Raw genomic sequence first — 23267 nt, 5'->3', positions numbered from 1 at the left:
TCAGCTTATTTTTAAAAAAATCTTAGAATAAATTTAATATTTATTTATAGCTTAAATTCACTTCCAGCATTTAAAATCCCACTATAATACAAATAAAAGAAAACAAATCCTAAAATAATACGATAAATTCCAAAAGGGATAAAGTCGAATTTAGAAATAAATTTTAAGAAAAATTTTATAACTAAAACTGCAACAATAAAAGCAGTGATAAAACCTATGCCTAAAGGAATTAAAGAATTTGCATTGCTAAGAAGCTCAGGCTCTTTATAAATGCTATAAGCTGTAGCGATAATCATCGTTGGAATGGCAAGCAAAAAACTAAACTCAGCCGCAACTTTTCTATTAAATCCTAGCAAAAGTCCACCAATAATACTTGCTCCACTTCTTGAAGTACCAGGAATCATGGCTAAAGATTGAAAAATACCTATGCAAAAAGCTTGTTTAAAACTTATTTCTTCTAAAGAATTGATACGATATTGTTTATTTTTATGTGCAAGTTCTATAAGAATAAACACAACACCGCCAAAAATGAGCATTCCAACCACAACCCAACCATTAAATAAAGCATTTAAGTATTTTGCCACAAAAAGCCCTATAACTCCAGTAGGAAAAAATCCAACTGCAAGTTTTAACCAAATATCAAGCCCTTGAAACAATTTACGCCAAAATACAAAAATGACCGCCAAAATAGAACCAAGCTGGATGATAATCAAAAAGCTTTTCCAAAACTCATCTATATCGATACCTAAAATAGTTGTACCTAAAATCATATGTCCTGTTGAAGAAATAGGTAAAAACTCAGTCAGACCTTCTATAATTCCAAGTATTAAAGCATATAAATTTTCCATTTTAATCCTTGAATGATAATTGCAAAAGAAAAATTATATCAGAATGGATTAAATGGGGTTTTAACCCCAAAAATTAAGCATCTTTTTTAACAATACGCTTAATGAAATATAATACAACTCCCACAAAAAAGATAAGTGCGAAAAGCTCGCTATCATGAAAATTTGCTAAATTTAAAGCTAAAGGATTTTCACTACCACCCATACTTACTGAAAATACAGTAATTCCTGCGATAATTACCCCAAAAATACTTTCACCCACTATAAGCCCTGAAGCAAAAAGCGTGCCTCTTTGCTCACAACTTGCAAGTTTTTCTTCTTTATGAGAATTTTTTGCATATTTTTTAGTCAAGTATTGCATTACAATATATTTTAAAATTCCGCCTATAACTAAAGGTATATTTATAGCAGGGGGAAGGTAAATACCTATTCCAACGGCTAAAGGCGGCAAAGACATTTTCTGTGTTCCTTTTAAAATTTTATCTATAATAATCATTAAAATTCCTACAAATACACCAAAAGCCATATAACCCCACTCTATATTGTGATGAAAAATTCCTTGGGCGATAGTGCTCATTAAATTTGCTTGCGGTGCTGCTAAAGCTGATGAAGCATCCATACCTTCTCTTGGCATTGCTCCGACAAAACCATAGGCTTGATAAAGCAAATTTAAAACAGGAACTATAGTCAAAGCACCAAAAACACAGCCTACAAGTAAAGCAACTTGTTGTTTCCAAGGAGTAGCTCCGACTAAATGTCCTGTCTTTAAATCTTGTAAATTATCATTCGAAATAGCAGCTGTAGCTAAAATAACACTAGTAGTAAAAATAGCTAATGCTACTGCAAATTTAGAAAGCATAGGATCTTGAAAAAGTTCCACACCTAAAACCAAAAAAACAATAGAAGAAATAATAACACCAATAAGTCCGATTCCAGAAATAGGACTAGAAGAAGATCCTACAAGTCCTGCCATATATCCGCAAGCTGCTGCAACAAAAAAACCTATTAAAACAGAAACTAAAGTTCCAAAAAATGAAAATAGCATTTGATAATAAATACTTAAGTTAGCATCTTCAACAAAACTATAAAAAGTAATAAATAAACCCACAACCATTAAAACAAAAAGTATAAAAATACTTTTTAAAGAAAGGTCTATATTTGTTCTTTCATTTTTTTCTTGATTGGTAATTTTAACATTTTTAACAATTTCTTTAATACCTTCAATAACGGGTTTTAAAAGTTCTATTAAAGTCCAAAGCGCTGCTATAGCAATAGCTCCTGTTCCTATAAGCCTTACTTTAGAACTCCATACACTAGAAGCTAAATCTACGGCATTTTTTGCACTATCGAATTCAAAATTTGAAAGATAGGGAGTAAAAATACCCCAAGCTAAAAACATACCTACAAAAAGAGCTATAGCACCTGCTAAACCAACTAAATAACCTGCCCCTAAAAGTGCCAAAGAATATCCCATAGAAAAACCAAAAGCCATTTTATTCCAAATAAAAGCAAAATTACTCTCACTTGCAGCGAGTTTAAAACCATTGCTTAACAAACTAAAAATAGCAGCTATAAAAGAGCCTAATGCTATTTCTTTAATGCCTTGTTTTCCTTTTTTACTACTCTGATCTTTATTGGCTACTTTTAAAATTTCAGCTGCAGCTCTACCTTCAGGATAAGCAAGCTTGCTTTCAACCACCATAGTCCTTCTTAATGGTATAGTAAAAAGCACTCCAAGTCCGCCACCACAAAGACATATCATAAAAGTTTGCCAAAGTGGAAATTCACTCCAATACCCACACATAAAAAGCCCTGGGATAACAAAAATAACTGATGATAAAGTTCCTGCTGCTGAAGCTTGAGTTTGAACCATATTATTTTCTAAAATATTTGAAGTCTTAAAAAGACTCAAAACCGCCATGGAGATGACCACAGCTGGAATTGATGATGAAAAAGTAAGTCCCACTTTTAACCCCAAATATACATTTGAAGCTGTAAAAATAATAGTTAAAATACTTCCCAAAATCAAACCCCTTAAGGTAAGTTCTGGTAAATTTTGTTTTTTGTACATCATTTCTCCGTTTTAAAATTTACTTTCAACTTAAAAAATATTCTTATAAGTTTAAATTTATAATTTTTCTCTAAAGCAAAATAAAATAATACAAAAAAACGCTTATATTTTTATAAATTTTTGACTCAAAAATATCATAAAACAATGAACCAATCATTGAAAAATCAAAAGTTCTTTTATTTTAATTATATTATCCCAGCTACCTCAGCAAAAATCAAGCAAATAATACTTATACCCCATATATAAAAAAAGCTTCTTTTGATATGATCTTTAATATTAACCTCTGCTAAACCACAACCTAGCAAAGTTGCAGGCACAACAGGAGAAATAAATGTCGCACAATTTCTTGCTATCACCATGATAATAGCTATAGTCAAAGGTTCAGCGCCAAAAGCCTTAGTTACACTCAAAACTATAGGCATCACTCCATAAAAATAAGAATCTGTACAAAAAATAATTGCCATTGGAACAGCCAATATCCCTACCATCAAAGGAATATAAGCGCCTAAATAATCTGGAACAAAATTTAAAATCAAAACACCCATTTTCTCCATAATACCACTTTTATCAAATACGCCTATTAATATCCCAGCACCAATTAAAGTAATATACATAAGCATTGCACCAGCACTTGCACGATCTAAAACTTTTTTAGCTGTTTTTAAATTAGGATAATTAAGCGGTAAAATTATTGCAAGTCCTATCATAAAGCAAATATAACTAGGAATAATACCGCTAATTAAAAGCCCAATAACTCCAATAGCTACAAGTAAATTTAACCAAAACCATTTTTCATTATGGTGTTCGCTTTTTTCTATATTTAAATTTATTCCAGACAAGTTACCTGCGCCTGCACCTCTTTTTATTTCTATCTTAGCAATCCAAATTGCCAAAAGAAGGGATAATACCAAACCTACAATCTGAATAGGTATAATATGGTGCCAAAGCAAATTTGCATCCATTCCTATATTAGTAGCCGCTCTTAAAGTAGGACCACCCCAAGGAATAACATTCATAACCCCCATAGCCGAAGTAATAATCAATAACATTGAAGTCTTTCTTATACCTAAACGCTCATAAATAGGTAATAATGCAGGTATTACAATAAGAAAAGTAGAAGCACCTGAACCATCTAAATGCACAGCAGCAGCAATAAAAACAGTAAGAATGCAAACTTGATATACATTAGCTTTCATTTTTGATAAAAACGCATTTAAAATTTTAGTAAAAAAACCACTTGCATTTAAAACACTAAAAAAGAGTATAGAAAAAACAAACAAAGCTGCCGTATCCGTTACACTTTTGACTCCATCTTTAATAAAAGCAACCAATGTCTTAATATCAAAAACATCCCCTTTAACCTCTAAAGCTGCACCCACGCCAAAACCAAGCTGTTCAAGAATAAGTAAAATACAAGCTACACTAATACTTACACTTATAAAAGCTAATGCCGGAGTAGTATAATCTTTTAGCAAAAGCCAAACCATCAATCCTAATGAGAAAAAACCCAATAAAGCTAAAAAAATTTCCATATCCTATCCTTTTGTATCATTTTTATTCGATAATAAAATAGGATATTTTAAGTCCAACTTATATGTGTTTAATTTATAGCTTTTTGAAAAAAATATATTTTCTAATTGTAACCATTTTAAACAAGAATAAAAAAATAATTTTGAATTATCTTTGATAAAGTATTCACTCTTTTAAATTTACAACTAGAAGTAACGATGGTCAAAATATAATAAGTTGCATAATATTATCAAAACTAAAAAATCAAAATTTTTAACTTCACATTCACTTCACTTAAAAAGTTTATAATGTTATCACTTTACACTGAAGGAGAAATAATTATGAAAAAAAGTATTTTATTTGCATCAGCACTTTTAGCTAGCTCAATGCTTTTTGCAGATAGTCTAAAACTTGAAGGTACTATTGCACAAATTTATGATAACAATAAAACCTTGCTTATTGACTCTATTTATGGCGGACAAATGGCTATAAAAGTTCTACCAAATACCGAAATAGAAATGGATGATTGTGGTATTTTTGGAACAGATAAAGATGGAACTTTTAAAGATTTACAGGTTGGAAATTTTTTAGAAAGTAAAATTTCTTATGGAACACCTGCTACACCAAATACTCAAGCTATTCCAGTAGCTAGAAAAATTGAAATTCAATGTTATAAAAAAGCTTATTAATATAAATCCCTTAACAAGGGATTTATAAAATCATTCTTTGCTAAACTACATTCATTGCTCTTAAATAAAAATTTAAACTCTTTTTTAACAAGCAATTTATAAAATAACACTTATATTTTCATCTAAGGCAAATAATGAAAAAATCGATTTTTATTGTTTTTTGTTTTATATTAGGTTTTATTACTCATATATTTTATATAGGATACACTAACGAACTTTTATTTAATAAATTTATTAAAAATTGCAATCCTGATTATACAATTACAGATATTTACTTCAAAAAAGGTTTTTTAACCTCTAAAGGAAGTTTTACTTTAAATCACTCTCATACACAGCTTTCAACCAAAATCAACCTTAAATTTAATAATTATTTTTTCTTAAATAAAATTATAAAAGGAAATTTTACAAATCCTTTTGATTTTTTAGATGAAGTGTTAAAAAACAATAAATTAGGAACTTTTACTCTCAAATTACACGATAACAACTCTAAAATATTTCTAAATATTAAAGATATAAATTTAAGCAATGAAGGCGGAGATACCATCATAAACGGCGGATATATTGAAGCTTTAATGAGTAAAAATTTAGAAATTAAAAACATTAAAATACATTTTGATATGATTGATTTTTCTCAATTTTATACTAAATTTGTATTACAAAATTTAAATTACGAACAATTTTTTAACAATCCTGTACAATTTTATGAGTTAAATTTATTTAGCGATAGCCAACAAGAGATCAACTTTGATTATCTTGTGCTAGATAACAATAAAATCAATTCTTTTTATAGCAAAAACCAAGTAAATTTTAATGAAGAAAATTCAACAATAAACTTAAACATACAAGGAAAATCCAATGAAATTGATATTGATCTTAAATCTTTATTGGGTCAGAATTTAAATTTTGACAAAACAAAATTTAATATAACCATAAATAAATTTCTTAACTCAAATTTCAATATCTCTCATTTTATTCAAAAAAATCTTGATCTAAAAATACAAAATTTAATTCTTGAAAAAAATAAACAAAATATCAGTCTACAAGGCAATTTAAATATTAACAACTCTTATCAAGTAAAATTACAAGTTATCAGTTCAGATGAGCCTGATGAAATTTTTCCTTGGACAAAGGATTATGGAGGTTTAAATCAATATTTTTTAAAAGAAAATAATAACTTTTTTCTAAATTTATCTTATGATAGCTTAGCCAATCCTCAGCTAAAAATTAATGGTAGTAAATTTTCAAATATGGATTTAAATTAATGAGCCTAGCTTTGACCTTTCGCCCTAAAAATTTTGATGATATTTTAGGACAATACGAGCTTATAGAAATTTTCAAAAAATTTACTGCTTTACAAAAACTTCCTCATAGTATTTTTTTTGGAACAGCAGGTTCTGGAAAAACAACTTTTGCTAGAGTTGTAGCAAAAGAATTTGGCTTAGATTTTTATGAATTTGATGGAGGAAATTTTAAACTCGAAGAACTAAGAAAAATTTTAGACAATTATAAAAATAGTCTTTATAAGCCTTTAATTTTTATTGATGAAATTCACCGCCTTAGCAAAACCCAACAAGAAATGCTTTTAATTCCTATGGAAAATTACCGTTTAATTTTAATCGGTGCAAGCACTGAAAATCCCTATTTTGTTTTAAGTTCTGGTATAAGAAGTCGTTCCATGCTTTTCGAATTTAAATCTTTAGGGGTAAAGGAACTTGAAACTTTACTCTTGCGTGTACAAGAAAAAATGAAATTTAGTATTGATAAAGAAGCTAAAGATTTTCTACTTAAAAGCGCTGATGCAAGAGCTATGCTAAATTTGCTTGAATTTGTCTTGGTTTTAGATGAAAAACATATCAGTCTTGAAAATCTTAAAAAACTTCGCAACAGCATAAATAGTGAAGGTGTTAGCTCAAAAGATACACATTATATTTTAGCAAGTGCAATGATAAAAAGTTTGCGCGGAAGTGACGTTGATGCAGCTATTTATTATCTTGCAAGACTTATTGATGCAGGAGAAAGTGCGGATTTTATCGCTAGGCGTTTAGTGATTTTTTCAAGTGAAGATATCGGAAATGCCGATCCAAATGCTTTAAATTTAGCAGTTTCGACTCTAGAAGCTGTTAAAAATATAGGTTATCCTGAAGCAAGAATTATCCTAGCCCAATGCGTAGTTTATTTAGCAAGCACAATCAAATCCAATGCAAGCTACAAAGCTATCAATGAAGCTTTAAACTATGTAAAAAATAATGAAGCTTTAGAAATACCTAATTATCTTAACAACAATCATCAAGAAAAACAAAACTATCTTTATCCACATGATTTTGGTGGCTGGGTAGAGCAAAAATATCTTAGTAAAAATTTAAAATTTTATCATAGCAAGGGCTTAGGAGAAGAAGCAAAATTGTTAGATAATTTATATAAATTAAAAAACTATAAAGCTTAATTTTATTATTTAAAATTTACAAAATAAATGCTAAAATCAATATTTTATTTTCAAGGAAAAAGATGATTAAAATAGGAATTTATGGCGCTAAAGGACGAATGGGAAAACAGATTGAAGAATGTTTAAAAAGCGAAACACAAGTACAAATTTCGATACTTTATGATAAGGGTGGAAATTTAGAAGAGCTTTTTGAAAAAAGCGATGTGATTATTGATTTTTCTTCCCCAAGTGGAACTCATGAGCTTTTAAATTATGCAAGAACTATGCCTAAACCTTTGGTAATAGGTACAACAGGCCTTGATGAGAAAATTTTACATTTAATGCAAAGTGCTAGTGAAGTAATGCCGATTTTTTACGCGACCAATATGTCTTTAGGTGTTGCGGTTTTAAACTATCTTGCTAGTAAAGCCAGTCAAATGCTAAGAAATTTTGATATAGAAATTTTAGAAATGCATCATCGCCATAAAAAAGATGCACCAAGTGGTACAGCTATGACTTTAGCTCAAAGTGTAGCAAAAGCTAGAAATTTAGAACTTGAAAAAGTAAGAGTAAGTGGAAGAGATGGCATCATAGGTGAAAGAAGTAAAGATGAGATTGCCGTGATGAGTTTAAGAGGTGGCGATATAGTAGGACGCCATACAGTAGGTTTTTATGAAGATGGTGAGTTTTTAGAACTTAATCATACCGCTACTTCAAGGGCAACTTTTGCTAAAGGTGCGATTAAAATCGCTATTTGGCTTAGTAAGCAAGAAGCAAAAATGTATTCAATCAATGATTTTTTAGGAATTTAAAATGTGTGCAGTTGTAGGAGTTATCAATTCAAAAAATGCTAGCACTTATGCGTATTATGCGCTTTTTGCTATGCAACACCGTGGACAAGAGGCAAGTGGTATTAGTGTGAGTAATGGTAAAAATATTAAGACTATTAAAGCTAAAGGTGAAGTGAGTCAAATTTTTAATCCCGATAATTTAAAAACTTTAGAAGGTGAAATCGCTATAGGGCATAATCGCTATTCTACAGCAGGAAATTCAAGTTTAAATGACGCTCAGCCCATAGCAGCCACTTCGGTTTTAGGTGATATTGCTTTAGCGCATAATGGAAATTTGGTCAATAAAGAAGAAGTAAGATCAAGACTTATTCAAGATGGGGCTATTTTTCAAACCAATATGGACACAGAAAATGTTGTTCATCTTATCGCAAGAAGTAAGCAAGAAAGTCTAAAAGATAGATTTATTGAGAGTTTAAAAGAATGTATAGGAGCTTATTGTTTTGTTTTAGCAAGCAAAGATAAACTTTATATTGTAAGAGATCCTCATGGGGTACGTCCTTTGTCTTTAGGACGTTTAAAAGATGGAGGCTATATAGTTGCTAGTGAAACTTGTGCTTTTGATCTTATAGAGGCTGAATTTATTCGCGATGTTAAACCAGGGGAAATGCTTATTTTTACTCAGGGAAATGATAAATTTGAAAGCATAGAACTTTTTTTTCAAACTCCTAGAATTTGCGCTTTTGAATACATTTATTTTGCTAGACCTGATAGCATAGTAGAAGGTAAAAGCGTGTATGAAGTGCGTAAAAAAATGGGCGAAGCTTTAGCTAAAAAATTTGCTTATAAAGCAGACTTTGTCGTGCCTGTGCCAGATAGTGGAGTAAGTGCAGCTATAGGTTTTGCTCAATATTTACAAATCCCTCTTGAAATGGCAATAGTAAGAAATCATTATGTAGGAAGAACTTTTATAGAGCCAACTCAAGAGCTTAGAAATTTAAAAGTAAAATTAAAGCTTAATCCCATGCGTAAAGTTTTAGAAGGCAAAGAAATCGTAGTCATTGATGATAGCTTGGTGCGTGGTACTACTTCTAAAAAAATAATTTCCTTACTTCGTGCTGCAGGAGCGAGCAAAATCCATCTTGCCATAGCTTGTCCTGAGATCAAATTTCCTGATACTTACGGTATAGATACTCCAACTTTTGAAGAACTTATCAGCGCAAATAAAAATGCTGAAGAAGTGCGTGAATATGTAGAAGCTGATACGCTAAGTTTTTTAAGCATAGAAGAGCTAACTCAAAGCATAGGCAATGAAAGAAAATATTCTTTAATCAGTTTTGATGGAGATTATTTTATCAAATAATTTTATTTTAAATTAGGATTAGGCAAGGTTGCACTTGCACTTCCTACATTTATATTTTGAGTTGGTGGCAAAGGAGTATTTGGCGTATCAATTTGACTCAAGAGCTCTAAAGTTTGGTTAAATTCAAAGCTTTCCTCAGGGTTTTGTCCTAAGAATTTTTGCATAAATTCTTTTTTAGAAATAGCTTCATCAAGTTCTTTATCACTTCCTTTTTGATAAGCACCAATGCGAAGCAGTACTTCATTTTCTTTTAAAAGCGAGTTTAAACGCTTAAATTTTCTTGCCCAAAGTTTGTGTTCAGGACTTATAATATCACTCATTACCCTTGAAGCAGAGTTTTGTATATTAATAGGAGGATAAATTCCAAAGTCTGTTAATTCACGACTTAAAACAATGTGTCCATCTAAGATAGAACGACTTTGATCGGCGATTGGATCGCTCATATCATCTCCATCTACTAAAACGGTAAAAAAGGCTGTTATAGTGCCTTTACCTTCTTCTTTACCCGTTCTTTCCATGAGTTGAGGCAAAAGACTTAAAACGCTTGGCGGATAACCTTTGGTTGTAGGAGGCTCCCCAAGAGCTAGTCCAATTTCTCTTTGCGCCATAGCAAAACGCGTTACACTATCCATGATAAAAAGTACATCTTTACCTTGTTCTTTAAAATATTCTGCCACACTCATTGCACAAAAAGCACCGTATTTACGCATCAAAGCACTATCATCACTTGTAGCAACAATAATCACTGTATCATCGAGCTTTCCGCCTAAATTTTTTTGTATAAATTCAGGAATTTCACGCCCCCTTTCTCCTATGAGTGCCACTACCTTTATAGGAGCTTTGGAATTTTTAACTATCATTCCCATAAGAGTGGATTTTCCTACCCCGCTTCCTGCAAAAATACCAAGTTTTTGCCCTACACCACAAGTTAAAAGTGCGTCTATGGTTTTAACACCCACGGGAAAAACTTCTTCTATAAGCCCTCTTTTCATCGCATCAATAGGTGCACGCATTATAGGCATATATTTACTTACTTCTATAGCTCCTTTACCATCTTTTGGACGCATAAAAGGATCTACTACTCTGCCTAAAAGTTCATCGCTAACGCCTATTTGCATACCTGCATCACTTATGAAAGCACGATCGCCTATCTTAAAACCTTCTATAAAAGAAAATGGGCTTAAATAGCTAAATTGTTCTTTGATTTCTACGACCATAGCTAGAGTGTTTAAATTTTCATCTTCATTGGAAACTAACTTCACTATATCTCCAACCCCTGTTTTAAGCCCACGAATTTCTATACTTGTAGCAGAAATTTTTGTAATCTCTCCAAAAATAGCACTTAAATTTTCTTTACCAAGTTTGGAACGTAGTTTTTCAAGATTCATTAAAATCTTACCTGTTTAGCAGAGTTTATGAGAGAAAAAAATTCCTCTCTAGTTTTTTCATTTTTCAAGAAAATTCCACGCAAAGCTGAAGTTGTAGTGGTGGAATTAGCTTTTTGTACTCCACGCATTTCAACACACATATGTCTTGCTTCTATGACTACACCCACACCTTTTGCATCGACATTTTCCATTAAAGCTTGTGCGATTTGTTCGGTAAGTTGTTCTTGAATTTGAAGTCTTCTTGCAAACACTTCTACAAGGCGTGGAATTTTGCTTAAACCTACTACTTTTTTATTAGGGATATAGGCTACATGAGCACGCCCAAAAAAAGGTAAAAGATGATGTTCGCAAAGACTGTAAAATTCTATATCACGCACCAAAACCATTTCATTATTAGAGCTTTCAAATAAAGCATTATTTAAAATATCTTTGACATTTTGCGTATAACCACTAGTAAGAAATTCATAAGCTTTAAAAACACGATTTGGTGTTTTAATCAGTCCTTCACGATTTGGATTTTCTCCTATAATTTCAAGCATAGTTTTAACACAATCTTCAAATTTTTTTTGCAAATTTTTCTCCAAAAATATTTTTATTATTTTAATAATAATGTAATATTGCAATTTTATCATAAATTACTTTAAAATTTTATGCAAGTAATAAGGAAAAATTTGCTATGATTGAAAGCAAATTTTATTTTATAAGGAAAAAAACTATGGAAGTAAAGGCAAAGCAACTAGATTCTGTTAATGCGACTGCTAGTGTAAAAATTCCTTCAGGAATGATCAAAAGTGAAGTAGAAAATTTAGCAAAAAAAGCTTCTAAAAGTGTAAAAATGGATGGGTTTAGACCAGGAAAAGTTCCTGTAAGTGCTGTACTTAAAAGATATGAAAGAGAACTCACTCAAGACGCGGAACAAAATCTTTTTAAATCTGCTGTAAATAGTGCTTTACAAGAACTTAAAAAAGAAAGTAAAGAGCTTGTAGGTGAGCCATATTTTGAAAAATTTGATCGTAAAGATGGAGAAATTATTGCTGAGTTAATACTTTCTTTTAAACCTGAAATCAAACTTGAGGGTTATGAAAAACTTATCCCTGAATACCAAACTCCAAAAGTAGGTAAAAAAGAAATTGATGAGAAAAAAGATGAACTTTTAAAGCGTTTTGCTACTCCTGAAGCTATAAAAACAAAAAGAGCTTTAAAAGAAGGTGATTTTGCAAAATTTGATTTTGAAGGTTTTGTAGATGATAAAGCTTTTGAAGGTGGTAAAGCTGAAAATTATGTTTTAGAAATTGGTTCTAAGCAATTTATTCCAGGTTTTGAAGATGGTATGGTAGGAATGAAAATAGGTGAAGAAAAAGATATCAAAGTAACTTTCCCTAAAGAATACGGTGCAGCGCATTTAGCGGGTAAAGATGCCGTATTTAAAGTAAAACTACATGAAATTCAAGAGCTTAAAATTCCAGAACTTGATGAAGAAATGCTTAAAAAACTTTTACCAGGAGAAGAAAAAACTAGTGTTGAAGTTTTAGATGAAAAATTAAAAGAGCAAATCAAAAACGAAAAGCTTTTTAAACTTGTAAATGACGAATTAAAAGGTAAATTTGCAGATGCTTTGATTGAAAAATATAATTTTGATTTACCTAAAGGCATAGTAGAACAAGAAACTGATATGCAAATGCGTGCAGCTTTTAATACTTTTAGCGAAAAAGAAATTGAAGAGCTTAAAGCAAGTAAAGAAAAATATCAAGAAAAACGTGATTCTTTTAAAGAAGAAGCGCAAAAAAGTGTAAAACTTACTTTTATTATTGATGAGCTTGCAAAATTGCGTAAGATTGAAGTAAATGATCAAGAATTGATTCAAGCGATTTATTTTGAAGCATATCGCTATGGTATGAATCCAAAAGAGCATTTAGAAAACTATAAAAAACAAGGAGCTTTACCTGCTGTGAAAATGGCTTTAATTGAAGAAAAACTTTTTAATGATATTTTTATGCCAAAAACAGAAAAATCGGAAAAATCGGAAAAATCGGAAAAAGCGAGCAAAAAAGAGAAAGAAGATAAATAATGTTTATTCCTTATGTTATTGAAAAATCCAGTCGTGGTGAAAGAAGTTATGACATTTATTCACGCCTTTTAAAAGATAGAATTATTATGCTAAGTGGCGAAATTCATGATGAACTTGCTGCTTCTATCGTAGCACAACTTCTTTTTTTAGAAGCTGAAGATCCTACAAAAGATATTTATCTTTATATCAATTCTCCAGGCGGTGTCATTACAAGTGGTTTTAGTATTTATGATACTATGAACTATATCAAACCTGATGTTTGTACGATTTGCATAGGACAAGCTGCTTCTATGGGAGCATTTTTGCTTAGTTGTGGCGCAGAAGGAAAACGTTTTGCTTTGCCTAATTCACGCATTATGATTCATCAACCTTTAGGTGGAGCTAGAGGTCAAGCCACAGATATTGAAATTCAAGCTAAAGAAATTTTAAGACTTAAAACTATACTTAATGATATTTTGGCAAAAAATACTAAGCAAAAAGTTACAAAAATAGCAAAAGATACAGAAAGAGATTTTTTCATGTCAGCACAAGAAGCTAAAGAATATGGACTGATTGATAAGGTTTTGGAAAAAAGTTTTAAATGATTTCTTTGGAGATCATTTAAAACAAAGGTTTTTTAATGGTTAGAAAAATTATCACTTATCCTAATCCTAGACTTTTTTTAAACTCTGAAATTGTAAATAAATTTGATACAGAACTTCACACCTTGCTTGATGATATGTATGAAACTATGATAGCAAGTAATGGAGTAGGTTTAGCAGCTATTCAAGTGGATATTCCTTTGCGTGCTTTACTTGTGAATATTTTTGATGAAAATGATGAACAAAAAAAAGAAGATTTGCTAGAGATTATTAATCCTGAAATTATTCCTTTAGATGAAGAAATGATCACTTGTACCGAAGGGTGTTTGAGTGTGCCAGATTTTTTCGAAGAAGTAAAACGCTATAATCATATCTTACTTAAATATCAAGATCGCTTTGGAGAATTTAAAGAACTTGAAGCAAAAGGTTTTTTAGCTGTGGCTATTCAACACGAAAATGATCATTTGAATGGACATTTATTTATAGAAAAAATTTCTTTTGCTAAGCGTCAAAAATTCGATAAAGAATTTAAGAAAAAGAAGAAAAATCATAAAAAAGAGAAATGAAAAAACTAAAGTGCATAAGCTTTCATGAAGGCTTAGACATTATAGAGGTAGAATCCACTTTTACAAGAGGTTTGCCAAATTTAAGCATAGTAGGACTTGCAAGTGTAGCGATTAAGGAAAGTGTCGAACGCATCAAAGCCATGCTTTTAAGTTGTGATTTTGCTTTTCCTGCTAAAAAAATTACTATCAATCTTAGTCCTTCAGGCATCCCAAAAAAGGGGTCTCATTTTGATTTGGCCATTGCTTTATTAATCCTTTTACAAAATGAAGAATTAGATGACTTTTTTGTAGTAGGAGAATTAGGACTTGATGGAAGTATTAAAAGCACAAATGAGCTTTTTTCTTTGCTTTTGTTTCTTTCTGCTAAAATTAAAAAAGCTAAAATCGTTGTTCCAAAAAGTATAGCACAAAAAGCTTCCATGATACCGAATTTAGAGGTTTATGGACTTGAAAATTTAAATGAAGCAATAGAGTTTTTTAAAGAAAAAAATTATGAAAATTTTCACTTCTCGCACAATCATCCTTTATTTACAAACCCTTTGCAAATAGAAAATGAAATTTTTTTACAAAATATGGATTTTAAACTTGATTTTAAAGACATCAAAGGGCAAGAAAAAGCTAAAAGAGCTTGTATGATAGCTGCTTTAGGTATGCATAATATCTTATTTGAAGGAAGTCCAGGAAGTGGTAAAAGTATGTGTGCTAAACGTCTTGTTTATATCATGCCTCCTCAAAGTTTAAGTGAAATTTTAATGCAAAATGCTTATATGTCTTTAGATTCAAAAGATTGTGAATTTACTAAAATTCGTGCTTTTCGTCATCCTCATCATACTTCTACAAGAGCAAGTATTTTTGGCGGAGGAACAAAAAATGCTAGAATTGGAGAAGTCGCACTTGCAAATGGTGGAGTATTGTTTTTTGATGAATTTCCACATTTTAACAAGCAAATCATAGAGAGTTTAAGAGAACCTTTGGAGGATCATAAAATTCATATTTCAAGAGTAAATTCTAAAATCACTTATGAAACAAAATTTAGCTTTATAGCTGCCCAAAATCCTTGTCCTTGCGGAAATTTATTTTCTAAAAATCTTTCTTGTGTTTGTAGTGAAAATGAGATTAAAAAATACAAAAATCACATTTCAGCTCCTATTATGGATAGGATTGATCTTTATGTAGCTATGGATGAGATCAGCAAGGATGATAAAACAAGTATAAGTTCTAAAGAAATGAGTGAAAAAATTTTACAAGCTTTTATTTTTGGTAAAAAACGAAGGCAAAAAGAATTTAATGGGAAATTAAAAGATGAAGATTTAAGTCGTTTTTGTGTATTGGAAAAAGATGCTAAAGATACGCTAGATTTAGCAATTTCACGTTATAATCTTTCTTTGCGATCGCTTAATAAAATTTTAAAAGTTTCAAGAAGTATAGCAGATTTAGAACAAAGTCTTAATATTAACAAAACCCATATTTTAGAAGCTTTAAGCTTTAGAGCAAGGAATTAAAATGGAAAATAAAAGTATAGCTATCTTTATAGATGCAGAAAATATCCCTGCAAAATACGCTAAAAGTATTTTTGATATCGCTTCAGATTATGGAGAGGTTATCATTAAACGCATTTATGGGGATTGGACTCAAAAAAATATACAAGGTTGGAGAGAGCAAATTGCTGAATATTCTTTAATCGCTATGCAACAATTTAATTTTGCAGCCAACAAAAACTCAAGCGATATGTATTTAATCACTGAAATCATGTCCATATTTTATGAAAAAAATATAGATATTTTTGTTATTGTTTCAAGCGATAGTGATTATACTTCACTCATTCAAAAATTAAGAGAAAATAAAAAACAAGTTATAGGAATGGGGCTTGAAAAGTCTATAAAATCTTATATAAATGCTTTTAGTGAATTTTTTTATTTAGATAAAGATGAGAGTAAAAAAGAAGATATTTTAAGTAAGGATTATTTAAGAGCTTTAATCAATATCACCGAACAGCTTATCGATGAAAAAGGGCGTGCCGAATACGCACAAATCCGCACTAATATGAACCGCAAATACTCGGATTTTCATCCACAAAATTATGGTTTTAAGAATTTTCGTGCTTTGATCCAGAAATTTTTACCCAAAATGAAAAAATTTGAAGAAGAAAGAGAAAAAAATATATATTTTTTGGTGAAAAAAGATTATGAAAGCTATTATTGATAATATAAAAATTTTAGAACAAAATGCTATAAATAAAGGCTTAGATGAGCTTATTTTAATGGAAAATGCGGGATTAAATTTAGCTAAGCTAATTAAAAAAGAAGCTAAAAAAATTCGCATTCAACGCAAGATTAAAAAAGTAAAAATACTTTTTTTATTAGGTGGGGGTAACAACGCTTCAGATGGCTTGGTGGCTTTAAGAAATTTAAAACACGCTAAAGCTTATAAAATAGGCTTTAAAGAAAATACGCTTTTTAAAAAACAAGAGCAAATTTTACAAAATTATGCTTTTAAATTTTGTAAAAAAGAACCCGATTTTAAGAAATTTCATATTATTGTTGATTGTATTTTAGGCACAGGTTCAAATCGTTGTTTAGATGAAAAAACAAGTTTAATCATTCAAAAAGTTAATCAAAGCAAGGCTTTAAAAATAGCTTGTGATATACCTACAAATTTGGGATTTTATCCTTGTTTTAAAGCTGATATTACACTTTGCATGGGAGCTTTAAAGGAAATTTTACTTGAAGATTTTGCTAAGGAATTTGTAGGAAGGATTAAAATAGCCAATTTAGGCATTAACTCTAAGCAATTTTACCCTAATTCTCAAGCTTTTTTGCTTGAAAAAAAAGATTTAAAAACTATAGATAGAAAAATCAACGCCAATAAAGGAAATTTTGGCCATATTTATATAGTTGCCAATGCAAGTGCTGGAACTTTAGCAGGACTTGGAGCCTTAAATTTTGGAGCAGGTCTTGTTTCTTTAGTAGCACAAAAAAGTTTCTCGCCTCTTTTGATGTTAAAAGAAAAAATTGAAAATAATGCAAGTGCTATTGCTTTAGGTATGGGGCTTGAAAATTTGGATTTTCTAAAAGATGAAATTTTGCAAAACACTCCTTTGATCTTGGATGCAAACTGCTTTTTAAGTGAGGCTTTGCTTTGGTATTTAAACAGAAAAGATGTCGTTATAACCCCTCATCCAAAAGAATTTATAAAACTTTATAAAATGTGCTTTGATGAGGATTTAGATATAGAAACATTGCAAAAAAATCGCTTTTTCTATGCTAGAAAATTTTCACAAAATTATGATTGTGTTCTTGTTTTAAAAGGAGCAAATCCTATTATTGTGCAAAAAGAAAAATTATTTGTTGTAAATTTAGGAAATCAAGCCTTAGCTAAAGGTGGGAGCGGAGATGTTTTAAGTGGAATGATTGCTGCACATTTAGGTTTTGGTTTTAGCGCTTTAGAAGCAGTAAAAAATGCTACTTTAGCTCATGGACTTGTTGCAAAAAAATATAAATTTAATAAAAATAGCTTTGACGCTTTAAAACTTATCAAAGGATTAAAATGCTTGTAAAATTAGCTGTACTTTTTAGTGGAAATGGAAGTAATTTAGAAAATATTTTAGAAAAACTTCATAAAAAAACCATAAGGGAAAATACCTATGAAGTAGTACTTTGCCTTTGCAATAAAAAAGACGCTTTTGGTATACAAAGAGCAAAAAAATTTGGTCTTGATACTGTCATTGTTGATCATAAGGCTTATAATACTCGTGAAGAATTTGATGCAATTTTGGTACAAAAAATCAAAGAAAGTGGAGCAAATCTTACTGTATTAGCAGGTTTTATGAGAATTTTAAGCCCTGTTTTTACAAAAAATATTAAGGCAATTAACCTTCATCCTTCTTTATTGCCACTTTTTAAAGGAGCACATGCGATTAAAGAAAGTTATGAAAGTGATATGAAAGTGGCTGGTGTGAGTGTGCATTGGGTCAGTGAAGAACTTGATGGTGGAATGATTATAGCTCAAAAAGCTTTTGAAAAAAGAAATTTGAGTTTTGAAGAATTTGAAGAAAAAATTCATAGTCTAGAACATGAAATTTTACCCTTAAGTGTGATTGAAATTTTTTCTTAAAGAATTAAAGGTATTTGCTTTAAAACTATAAAATATCGCTTTAAAAAATTTTAAAATTTTCAAGGAAATTTATGTTTGAATGGATATTTAGTATTGATGCTTGGATTACTTTAGCTACTTTAAGTGCTCTTGAAATTGTACTAGGGATAGATAATATCATTTTTTTAGCTATTTTAGTAAGTAAACTACCCCCTAAACATCGTGATAAAGGACGTATTTTAGGTTTAGCTTTTGCAATGATTACAAGAATTTTACTTCTTTTATCTCTTTTTTGGGTGATGAAACTTGTAACGCCTTTGTTTAGTGTATTGGACAATGAAATTTCAGGAAGAGATCTGGTTCTTTTACTAGGTGGGCTTTTCTTGATTGTAAAGTCTATTAAAGAAATTAAAGAGCAAATTTCTCATCAAGAAGAAAGTCAAAGTCATTTTAAAGCAAGCAATAAACTTTGGATAGTTGTAGCTGAAATTGCTGTGATTGACATAGTGTTTTCGCTTGATAGTGTTATTACCGCAGTAGGAATTGCTCAAGATGTAACCATCATGATTATCGCTGTTATTATCGCAGTAGCTGTGATGCTTTTTGCTTCTAAACCTATAGCAAATTTCGTTGAAAAATATCCAAGCATTAAAATTTTAGCCTTAGCTTTTTTGGTGTTAATAGGCGTAGTTTTAGTTGCTGAAAGTTTTGATATTCATATTGATAAGGCATATATTTATACTGCTATGGTTTTTGCTTTAGTGGTGCAAATTTTAAATATTTTAGATCAAAGAAAGGAAAAAAATGGCTAAAGACGCTAATGGAACAGAACTTAACGCAGGTGATAGCGTGAGTGCAATAAAAGATCTTAAGGTTAAAGGTGCAAGTACAACTTTAAAACGTGGAACTACTATAAAAAATATTAAGCTCACTTCTAAAGAAGGTGAAATTGAGGCTAGAGTAGATAAATTTGGCGTTATTGTTTTAAAAACTGAATTTTTAAAGAAAATCTAGGCAAAGAATGTGAGAATCTTACTTGTTTTAAGAGGGAATTATTACGCAGGACAAGAAGAATTTATCAAAAATAATAAACTTCAAAATTATACACTTGATTTAAATGCTTTGCGTCTTTTATCAGGAAGCGTTAAAAATATAGTCAGTGAATATAAAATTTTAAATGTTAAAAATGATGAAGATTTGAGTAAAATTTTACTCAAACTTCTAGAAATGCGTATGCAAAAAGGTGAGTTTTGCATCATAAACGCTTACAATGAAACATTAAAAATTTATAAAGACTTAGCTAAACAATATCGCTATAAAATGTATGTTATTGTTTTTGATAGCTCTTTAAAACAATGTCAAGAAAAAAATCTTTTAGAAGCTAAAAAAAATGGATATATCATCCCTTATGCTCTTTTGGAAAAAACTCAAGATTTACTCAAAAAAAATCCAAAAAAATACCCAATTTTAGACTCGAGCGACTGGAAAAAATGTCTTTACCAAATGCCAAATTTAAGCAAATATAAAAAAATTCATCATATAGGAGATTTACAAGGTTGTTATAGTGTTTTAAAAGAATACATTAAAACAATCAAAGAAGATGAATTTTATATATTTTTAGGAGATTATATCAACAGAGGTATAGAAAATGGCAAAGTAATAAAATTTCTTTTAAAAATTTGTGAAAAAGAAAATGTATGCTTACTAGAAGGAAATCACGAAAGACATCTTATAAAATGGGCTAATGGAGAATTGTCAAATTCCAAAGAATTTAATGAAAATACTTTAAAGGATTTTAGAAAAGAAAAACTTACTCCAAGAGATGCTAGAAAACTCTATCCTCATCTAAAAGAATGTTTATACTACAAATTCCAAAATAAATTCATATTTTGTTCACATGGAGGAGTAAATTTTATACCCTCCAAACCTGAAAAAATAAGTTTTATACCAAGCCATGATTTTATTTATGGTGTAGGTGGATATGAAGACAGTCAAAAAATAGCAAATCAATTTTGTAATTTCACCTCGGACAATCTTTATCAAATCTTTGGACACAGAAATAAAGAAAAACTTCCTATGAAAATAGCCAAAAGAGTATTTTTATGCGAGGGTAAAATAGATGATGGTGGATATTTACGCGTAGTTACACTAGATAAAAAAGGTTTTGAGTGTATAGAAATTAAAAACCAAATTTACAAAAAGAAATAAGCCTAAAGAGGCTTATTCTTCATCTTTATTTGTTTTTTTAACCACCTTAACACGCTCTATAGAATTCCCATCCATTTTTTTAACTTCATAGTAACAAAGTTCATCTTCAATGCGATCTCCTACTATAGGCAAGCGTCCTAAAAGATTAAATACATATCCACCTATAGTAACTTGTTCTAAATCCTCATCATAGTTTATTACAAGCATTTCTTCAACAGTTTCTATATCGCATCGTCCTTGAAATTCATAGATATTTTCAGCAAGTTTTTTATAGCTGTCTTCTTCATGCTCGCTTTTAATTTCGCCAATAATTTCTTCCATGATATCTTCCATGGTTAAAATTCCAGCAGTTCCACCATACTCATCAACTACTAATGCAGTATGAGAGCGTTCTTTATTCATCATTACAAGTACTTTTGAAATGCTGATATTTTCAGGAACTAAAATCAAAGGTTTAACAAAAGTATCTAAATTTTGACTTTTATGGCTTAATTCATTTTGTATTATATCTCGTATGTGTATCATCCCTAAAATAGTATCTTTAGAACCGTCAATATAAGGAAAGCGAGTATGTTTATGTTCACAAATGATTTGCATATTTTCTTCGTAACTTTTTTGTTTATTTAGACAAATCATATCTTTTCTAGGAGTCATAATCTCTTTAGCAACAGTATCTGAAAAATCAACAGCATTGCGTATGATCTCTGTTTCAAATTCATCTAAAACTCCACCTTTTTGACTCTCACTTGCTATGATTTTAATTTCTTCTTCGCTATGAGTTAGCTCGCTTTCTTTAGCAGGTTTTATTCCAAAAAGTTTCAAACTTATAGCTGCTAAAAAATCGAAAATTTTAATACAAGGCAAAAAGAGTATCCAAAACCAATGAAGAGGTCTAGCTATAAATAAAACCGCTTTATCTGCAACTGCAATAGCTATACTTTTTGGCACAAGTTCTCCTAAAACCACATGTAAAAGAGTAATAATACTAAAAGCAATAATAAAAGCTATAGTATGGATAATAACAGTGCTAAAACCAAGATTAATAAGCGGAATTTCTAGCATTTTTGCAATAGCAGGCTCACCTATCCAACCAAGAGCTAGAGAACTTAAAGTGATTCCTAATTGACAAGCACTAAGATAAGTATCAAGTCTTGAAGTAACCTCCAAAGCTTTCTTGGCACCAGCTTTTTTTTCTTTTACCATCTCTTCAAGCTTGGAACGACGTACTTTAACAATACTAAATTCAGACAAAACAAAAAAACCATTTAAAAACACTAGAGCAAGTGCAACAACAACCATAAGTATAGAATATCCTGCATCAAAAGATGCTGTAGAAGTTTGGTTTAAATCCAAAACCTGACTGGGGTCCAATGAAGCTCCTTAAGAAATAAAATATTATTAAACCTTATTATACACAATTAAAAGTAAATTTAATATTTGAATTTTTTCTTGTATTTTATAAGAAAAAACTAAGACTTATAAGAAATATTTTTCTCAAATTCTTTTAAACGCTTATATATACTTCTAAGTTGAGTGATAGTTGTCCAGTTTGTGATAAAAACACTAAAAGAGCTTCGTACTTGATCAAAAGCATTGTTAATCTGCATTACAATACCAAGTCCTATAGCTCCAGCAAAAAGCCCTGGTGCCATGATTAAAAATGGCACTATAACTATCATTTGCTCAAATAAAATGAGCCAAATATTAAAATATCCATAATGTAAAAAAAGTCTTTTATAGTTAAATTTAAGCCCTGTAAAAAGCTCTATCATAGTCTCATTTTTAGCGTATTCTTTGCGATTATCCTCAGCATAAACAAGCTCTTTTCTTAAAGCTGCTTCAGCTTTTTGATTGTTATATTCAAGTCCAGGAAGCTTAATACCTACAAACCATGACACAACCAAGCCTCCTAAAGAAATCAAAAGTGCAATATAAACAAGCAAACCATCAATGTTTTTTAAAAAATAAAAAGAAGAATTTTCGCTTAAATTTGCAAATAAAGCTTTACTCACAACATCACTTAAACTCCATAAAATCGGAATAAATGCTACAAGGGTCATCAAAGCTTTTATAAAACTAAGTCCTAAACTCTCTACGATTTTAGAAAAATTATAAGTATCTTCTTGAATTCTTTGCGAACTTCCTTCTATATTATCATCTTTATTTTTCCAAAATTTTAAATAAGAAAAAGTCATAGCCTCACGCCACTTAAAAGCATAGACGCTAGCAAAATAGATATTAATCGTAGCGATTAAAACATAAGGAATAGCAATAGCCAAAAAAACTAAAATCAAAGCATAAAAATCATTTGCTGAATAATTTGGCTTTTCAATCATAGCCCTAGAGTTGAAAAAATATTCTAATAAATTTTGATAATAATACAATGCGCCTTTATTGATAAAATTAGCTTTTTGGAAATTTTGCTCAGCTCTTTGATTAGCCTCTTGGATTAAAGTGGTATTATTTTCAAGATTTTCTTCTATTTTTTGCGTAGAATTAGAATCCAAAAGTTCTATTTTTGGCTTTTGTAAAACATTGTAAAAATCACTATACCATGAATTGATTGCAACGTTTAAGCTTGTTTGTATATATAAGAAAAATAACAGTAAAAAAAGTCCCAAATAAGCCCATAAAGCCCATTTTTTACTTGCAAAAAATGAAGAAAACATGCTACCAC

Annotated in this window: 22 protein-coding genes; 15 read left to right on the top strand and 7 right to left on the bottom strand. The window is 30.2% G+C overall.

Features of this window, described 5'->3' with window-relative positions; genetic code table 11:
- Positions 1-44 precede the first annotated feature (44 nt).
- The 3 genes from ELQ05_RS06335 to ELQ05_RS06325 all read right to left on the bottom strand — a co-directional run bounded on the left by ELQ05_RS06335 (position 45) and on the right by ELQ05_RS06325 (position 4448).
- Positions 45-848: an undecaprenyl-diphosphate phosphatase gene (locus ELQ05_RS06335; RefSeq protein ID WP_002854708.1), complete on the bottom strand. Its 804-nt coding sequence runs from the start codon at positions 846-848 to the stop codon at positions 45-47.
- Positions 849-921: 73 nt separating this feature from the next.
- Positions 922-2919 carry an OPT family oligopeptide transporter gene (locus tag ELQ05_RS06330; protein WP_134240026.1) on the bottom strand — a complete coding sequence of 666 codons (1998 nt, stop codon included), beginning with the start codon at positions 2917-2919 and terminating at the stop codon, positions 922-924.
- Between the two features lie 182 nt (positions 2920-3101).
- Positions 3102-4448 carry a CitMHS family transporter gene (locus ELQ05_RS06325; protein WP_134240025.1) on the bottom strand — a complete coding sequence of 449 codons (1347 nt, stop codon included), beginning with the start codon at positions 4446-4448 and terminating at the stop codon, positions 3102-3104.
- Positions 4449-4766: 318 nt separating this feature from the next.
- On the opposite strand from ELQ05_RS06325, the gene ELQ05_RS06320 reads away from it, so the two are divergent.
- The 5 genes from ELQ05_RS06320 (at position 4767) to purF (ending at position 9687) form a co-directional block, all read left to right on the top strand.
- A complete protein-coding gene (locus ELQ05_RS06320) occupies positions 4767-5114 on the top strand; it encodes a hypothetical protein (RefSeq protein ID WP_002851849.1) in 348 nt (115 codons plus the stop codon).
- Positions 5115-5248: 134 nt separating this feature from the next.
- A complete protein-coding gene (locus tag ELQ05_RS06315) occupies positions 5249-6376 on the top strand; it encodes a hypothetical protein (protein WP_134240024.1) in 1128 nt (375 codons plus the stop codon).
- A complete protein-coding gene (locus tag ELQ05_RS06310; RefSeq protein WP_134240023.1) occupies positions 6376-7557 on the top strand; it encodes a replication-associated recombination protein A in 1182 nt (393 codons plus the stop codon). The genes ELQ05_RS06315 and ELQ05_RS06310 overlap by 1 nt, the downstream gene beginning before the upstream one ends.
- 62 nt (positions 7558-7619) lie before the next feature.
- Complete coding sequence (dapB, locus tag ELQ05_RS06305; protein WP_044260750.1) at positions 7620-8348, top strand: 4-hydroxy-tetrahydrodipicolinate reductase; 729 nt, start codon at positions 7620-7622, stop codon at positions 8346-8348.
- Between the two features lies 1 nt (position 8349).
- Positions 8350-9687, top strand: a complete 1338-nt coding sequence (gene purF, locus ELQ05_RS06300) for an amidophosphoribosyltransferase (RefSeq protein ID WP_070316662.1) — start codon at positions 8350-8352, stop codon at positions 9685-9687.
- 2 nt (positions 9688-9689) lie between these two features.
- On the opposite strand, the gene fliI is transcribed toward purF, so the two are convergent.
- Positions 9690-11075 carry a flagellar protein export ATPase FliI gene (gene fliI, locus ELQ05_RS06295; protein ID WP_134240022.1) on the bottom strand — a complete coding sequence of 462 codons (1386 nt, stop codon included), beginning with the start codon at positions 11073-11075 and terminating at the stop codon, positions 9690-9692.
- Positions 11075-11647, bottom strand: a complete 573-nt coding sequence (gene folE / locus ELQ05_RS06290; protein ID WP_002880936.1) for a GTP cyclohydrolase I FolE — start codon at positions 11645-11647, stop codon at positions 11075-11077. The genes fliI and folE overlap by 1 nt, the downstream gene beginning before the upstream one ends.
- A 143-nt stretch (positions 11648-11790) precedes the next feature.
- Here folE and tig point away from each other — a divergent pair, with 143 nt between their 5' ends.
- The 10 genes from tig to ELQ05_RS06240 all read left to right on the top strand — a co-directional run bounded on the left by tig (position 11791) and on the right by ELQ05_RS06240 (position 20590).
- Positions 11791-13143, top strand: coding sequence for a trigger factor (tig, locus tag ELQ05_RS06285; protein ID WP_134240032.1), 1353 nt, complete (start codon positions 11791-11793; stop codon positions 13141-13143).
- Positions 13143-13727 (top strand): ATP-dependent Clp endopeptidase proteolytic subunit ClpP, encoded by a 585-nt coding sequence (gene clpP, locus ELQ05_RS06280; protein WP_002861003.1) that lies wholly within the window; start codon positions 13143-13145, stop codon positions 13725-13727. The genes tig and clpP overlap by 1 nt, the downstream gene beginning before the upstream one ends.
- Positions 13728-13762: 35 nt before the next feature.
- Complete coding sequence (gene def / locus ELQ05_RS06275; RefSeq protein WP_002861002.1) at positions 13763-14290, top strand: peptide deformylase; 528 nt, start codon at positions 13763-13765, stop codon at positions 14288-14290.
- The gene (locus tag ELQ05_RS06270; RefSeq protein WP_134240021.1) at positions 14287-15792 is read left to right on the top strand and encodes a YifB family Mg chelatase-like AAA ATPase; all 1506 of its coding nucleotides are present in this window, start codon (positions 14287-14289) and stop codon (positions 15790-15792) included. The genes def and ELQ05_RS06270 overlap by 4 nt, the downstream gene beginning before the upstream one ends.
- 1 nt (position 15793) lies before the next feature.
- Positions 15794-16492 carry an NYN domain-containing protein gene (locus ELQ05_RS06265; RefSeq protein ID WP_002937165.1) on the top strand — a complete coding sequence of 233 codons (699 nt, stop codon included), beginning with the start codon at positions 15794-15796 and terminating at the stop codon, positions 16490-16492.
- Positions 16476-17846 (top strand): bifunctional ADP-dependent NAD(P)H-hydrate dehydratase/NAD(P)H-hydrate epimerase, encoded by a 1371-nt coding sequence (locus ELQ05_RS06260; protein WP_070316666.1) that lies wholly within the window; start codon positions 16476-16478, stop codon positions 17844-17846. The genes ELQ05_RS06265 and ELQ05_RS06260 overlap by 17 nt, the downstream gene beginning before the upstream one ends.
- Positions 17837-18403 carry a phosphoribosylglycinamide formyltransferase gene (gene purN, locus ELQ05_RS06255; RefSeq protein ID WP_070316667.1) on the top strand — a complete coding sequence of 189 codons (567 nt, stop codon included), beginning with the start codon at positions 17837-17839 and terminating at the stop codon, positions 18401-18403. The genes ELQ05_RS06260 and purN overlap by 10 nt, the downstream gene beginning before the upstream one ends.
- A 71-nt stretch (positions 18404-18474) precedes the next feature.
- Positions 18475-19194: a TerC family protein gene (locus ELQ05_RS06250; protein ID WP_070316668.1), complete on the top strand. Its 720-nt coding sequence runs from the start codon at positions 18475-18477 to the stop codon at positions 19192-19194.
- Positions 19187-19396 carry an alkylphosphonate utilization protein gene (locus ELQ05_RS06245; protein ID WP_070316669.1) on the top strand — a complete coding sequence of 70 codons (210 nt, stop codon included), beginning with the start codon at positions 19187-19189 and terminating at the stop codon, positions 19394-19396. Before ELQ05_RS06250 ends, ELQ05_RS06245 begins: the two co-directional genes overlap by 8 nt.
- Positions 19397-19405: 9 nt before the next feature.
- On the top strand, positions 19406-20590 hold the full coding sequence (locus ELQ05_RS06240) for a metallophosphoesterase (RefSeq protein WP_002922713.1): 1185 nt from the start codon (positions 19406-19408) through the stop codon (positions 20588-20590).
- A gap of 12 nt (positions 20591-20602) precedes the next feature.
- Here the strand turns inward: ELQ05_RS06240 and ELQ05_RS06235 are convergent, their stop codons facing one another.
- Together ELQ05_RS06235 and ELQ05_RS06230 are read right to left on the bottom strand one after the other, a co-directional pair.
- Positions 20603-21961, bottom strand: a complete 1359-nt coding sequence (locus ELQ05_RS06235) for a hemolysin family protein (RefSeq protein WP_002860995.1) — start codon at positions 21959-21961, stop codon at positions 20603-20605.
- A gap of 98 nt (positions 21962-22059) precedes the next feature.
- Positions 22060-23259, bottom strand: coding sequence for a putative transporter (locus ELQ05_RS06230; RefSeq protein WP_044305710.1), 1200 nt, complete (start codon positions 23257-23259; stop codon positions 22060-22062).
- Positions 23260-23267 lie beyond the last annotated feature (8 nt).

The organism is Campylobacter sp. US53, assembly GCF_004378995.1.
GTDB classification, from domain to species: domain Bacteria; phylum Campylobacterota; class Campylobacteria; order Campylobacterales; family Campylobacteraceae; genus Campylobacter_D; species Campylobacter_D jejuni.
The sequence above is the reverse complement of the archived record's forward strand: the minus strand, read 5'-3'. Positions and strand labels throughout refer to the sequence as shown.

Bases quoted from the DNA above. Each gene is read 5' to 3' on its own strand.
- ELQ05_RS06265 (WP_002937165.1), top strand. From the start codon at position 15,794: ATGGAAAATAAAAGTATAGCTATCTTTATAGATGCAGAAAATATCCCT.
- ELQ05_RS06335 (WP_002854708.1), bottom strand. From the start codon at position 848: ATGGAAAATTTATATGCTTTAATACTTGGAATTATAGAAGGTCTGACT.
- ELQ05_RS06320 (WP_002851849.1), top strand. From the start codon at position 4,767: ATGAAAAAAAGTATTTTATTTGCATCAGCACTTTTAGCTAGCTCAATG.
- ELQ05_RS06260 (WP_070316666.1), top strand. From the start codon at position 16,476: ATGAAAGCTATTATTGATAATATAAAAATTTTAGAACAAAATGCTATA.
- clpP (WP_002861003.1), top strand. From the start codon at position 13,143: ATGTTTATTCCTTATGTTATTGAAAAATCCAGTCGTGGTGAAAGAAGT.
- fliI (WP_134240022.1), bottom strand. From the start codon at position 11,075: ATGAATCTTGAAAAACTACGTTCCAAACTTGGTAAAGAAAATTTAAGT.
- ELQ05_RS06245 (WP_070316669.1), top strand. From the start codon at position 19,187: ATGGCTAAAGACGCTAATGGAACAGAACTTAACGCAGGTGATAGCGTG.
- purF (WP_070316662.1), top strand. From the start codon at position 8,350: ATGTGTGCAGTTGTAGGAGTTATCAATTCAAAAAATGCTAGCACTTAT.
- ELQ05_RS06230 (WP_044305710.1), bottom strand. From the start codon at position 23,259: ATGTTTTCTTCATTTTTTGCAAGTAAAAAATGGGCTTTATGGGCTTAT.
- ELQ05_RS06315 (WP_134240024.1), top strand. From the start codon at position 5,249: ATGAAAAAATCGATTTTTATTGTTTTTTGTTTTATATTAGGTTTTATT.
- ELQ05_RS06270 (WP_134240021.1), top strand. From the start codon at position 14,287: ATGAAAAAACTAAAGTGCATAAGCTTTCATGAAGGCTTAGACATTATA.
- ELQ05_RS06330 (WP_134240026.1), bottom strand. From the start codon at position 2,919: ATGATGTACAAAAAACAAAATTTACCAGAACTTACCTTAAGGGGTTTG.
- ELQ05_RS06325 (WP_134240025.1), bottom strand. From the start codon at position 4,448: ATGGAAATTTTTTTAGCTTTATTGGGTTTTTTCTCATTAGGATTGATG.
- dapB (WP_044260750.1), top strand. From the start codon at position 7,620: ATGATTAAAATAGGAATTTATGGCGCTAAAGGACGAATGGGAAAACAG.
- ELQ05_RS06250 (WP_070316668.1), top strand. From the start codon at position 18,475: ATGTTTGAATGGATATTTAGTATTGATGCTTGGATTACTTTAGCTACT.
- tig (WP_134240032.1), top strand. From the start codon at position 11,791: ATGGAAGTAAAGGCAAAGCAACTAGATTCTGTTAATGCGACTGCTAGT.
- purN (WP_070316667.1), top strand. From the start codon at position 17,837: ATGCTTGTAAAATTAGCTGTACTTTTTAGTGGAAATGGAAGTAATTTA.
- ELQ05_RS06310 (WP_134240023.1), top strand. From the start codon at position 6,376: ATGAGCCTAGCTTTGACCTTTCGCCCTAAAAATTTTGATGATATTTTA.
- def (WP_002861002.1), top strand. From the start codon at position 13,763: ATGGTTAGAAAAATTATCACTTATCCTAATCCTAGACTTTTTTTAAAC.